Raw genomic sequence first — 2,320 nt, forward strand, 5'->3', positions numbered from 1 at the left:
ATCCAGGTTGTCCTTGCTGCAATGGAAATGCAACAATACCTGGAAACAATTCACCGGAATCACAGTAATGACGGACGGAAAGTCTGGGATATCGTAGTAAGCATACATACAGGCCCGGTTATGGCAAATATTATGGGTAAAAAAAAGGTTGCTTATGAAATCAAGGGAGATACGGTAAATATCACCAGCCGCATTGAATCCTGCGGAAGTCTTAATAAAATCCTTATTTCTGTCATGACCTACGAACTGGTTAAAGAATTTTTTGTCTGTGAATATTACGGCAAACTGCCTGTGAAATATCAAAAAGACCTTGAACTTTACACGGTAGTTGGCATTAAACCTGAGCTTTCGCTTGAACGCAAAGGCCTGTCCCCTACCCGGCCGTTCAGGATAAAATATGGACTCGTTCAATTTAACGATATCCAAGAGATGATCCTCGACAAACTGGAAAATGAACTGCCCAAAGACTTATATTACCATAACGTAAAGCACACAGTGGATGTAGTAACCGAAGCCGAACTGATTGGATGGGGCGAAGGAGTCACCGAGGAAGAAATTCTATTACTTAAGACTGCTGCTCTTTTCCACGATATAGGCCATATCGTGGAATACGACAATCACGAATTGCGCAGTACAGAATTCGCAAGGGAATACCTTCCAAAATTCAAATACAAAGAAGAACAAATTGAAACCATCTGCAACACCATATTGGCCACCAAATTACCCAACAAACCCCAAAATTCTCTTGAAGAAATACTCTGCGATTCGGATCTCGATTATCTGGGACGGCCTGATTTTATACCTGTTTCAAGTGCCCTTTACGAAGAATTAAAAGCCAGAAACAGAGTCGGTAGCTTTAACGAATGGAATAAAATGCAACTTAAATTTATTTCTTCTCACCAATATTTCACCCAAACTGCACGGAAATTGCGCGAAGTGAACAAACAAAAACAAATTGAAAGGTTGATGCAGATCATTAAGTAAACATTTTTTCAACCTATTGTTGTACTTTTGCATTTTTAATTCAGGCTGTTTTATTTCCCTCAAAAAAAGGGGAACAGCTTGAAATATTATTGAATATCTGTAAAATTAAGAATTAGAAGTACAAATCACACCATGAGACCAAACAATGAACAGTTCGCAGTGCTTTTTGATATGGACGGAGTACTGGTGGACAACAAGGAAGTACATACTGAATCGTGGGGAGAATTTTGCAATGCCCATCATATCCAGGTAACACGTAAGGAACTGGAAAGCTTATTTGGAAAAACAAACAGGGATTATCTACGCTATTTATTTAAAAGAGAAATAACTGATGAAGAAGTCCTCATTTATAAAATCGAAAAAGAAGGGATTTACCGGGATCTTTTTTCAAAGACCATTAAGCCTGTAAAAGGTTTGCCTACATTTCTGGAAGAATTGAAGAAAAACGGGGTAAAAATAGCTGTTGGCACCTCCGGTCCAATGGACAATGTAAGGTTCGTAATTGAAAGTACCCATATTCAAGGTTACTTTGAAGCCATAGTCAGCGAAGAAGACTTAAAAAAAGGCAAACCAGATCCTGAAGTCTACCTGAAAGCAGCCAAAAAGGTCAACACAGAGCCAAGCCGCTGCATTGTAATTGAAGATTCTGTGTTCGGGATAAAATCAGGGAAAAATGCAGGAATGAAAGTAATCGCTTTAACCACCACTAATGAAGCTGAAGCATTGACCGAAGCTGACCTGATTGTGAAAAATTTCACTGAACTAAGTTACGAAAAAGCTTTAGCCCTGATCAACTAATTCAATTTCAATGATAAAGGAAGAGGGAAGTATCCAGATTAAAGCCGGATTCTCAAGCTATTTCGAAGCAGGAATCTGGCAATAATCCATCTTTTTTAAAGGAAAGTCTGAATAATTTTGCAGGAAAGGAAAAAGTTCCTACTTTTGCGCTTATTATTAATTTATAATTTAAATAAAGTTATATTTATGGTTAATCAGTATGAAACCGTTTTCATTGCAACTCCCGTTTTATCTGAGGCCCAGATAAAGGAAGCGGTAAATAAATTTAAAGACTTGATTACCTCTGAAGGAGGAGCGATAGTCTATGAAGAGAATTGGGGATTAAGAAAGCTGGCCTATCCCATTCAGAAAAAAAGCACAGGCTTTTACAACTTAATTAGCTTTACAGCTGACAGTCAATTGATTGCGAAACTCGAAACCGAGTATCGCAGGGACGAACGTATCATTCGTTTTCTGACTGTAAAAATGGATAAATATGCCATTGAATACAGCGTAAAGAAGAAGAATCAGAAGTCTAACACTGAAGCAACTGATGACA

General features: G+C 38.1%; 3 protein-coding genes. All 3 read left to right on the forward strand.

Features of this window, described 5'->3' with window-relative positions:
* The coding region (locus Q8907_16400) for an adenylate/guanylate cyclase domain-containing protein (GenBank protein MDP4275850.1) at nucleotides 1-984 on the forward strand (984 nt) is incomplete at its 5' end.
* Between the two features lie 132 nt (nucleotides 985-1,116).
* A complete protein-coding gene (locus Q8907_16405; GenBank protein MDP4275851.1) occupies nucleotides 1,117-1,782 on the forward strand; it encodes an HAD family phosphatase in 666 nt (221 codons plus the stop codon).
* 186 nt (nucleotides 1,783-1,968) lie between these two features.
* Nucleotides 1,969-2,320, forward strand: a 352-nt coding sequence (gene rpsF, locus Q8907_16410; GenBank protein ID MDP4275852.1) for a 30S ribosomal protein S6, incomplete at its 3' end; no start/stop codon positions are given.

The organism is Bacteroidota bacterium (assembly GCA_030706565.1).
Classification (GTDB): domain Bacteria; phylum Bacteroidota; class Bacteroidia; order Bacteroidales; family JAUZOH01; genus JAUZOH01.

Excerpts from the sequence above, each read along its gene's own strand:
- Q8907_16405 (MDP4275851.1), top strand. The coding sequence starts at position 1,117 with ATGAGACCAAACAATGAACAGTTCGCAGTGCTTTTTGATATGGACGGA.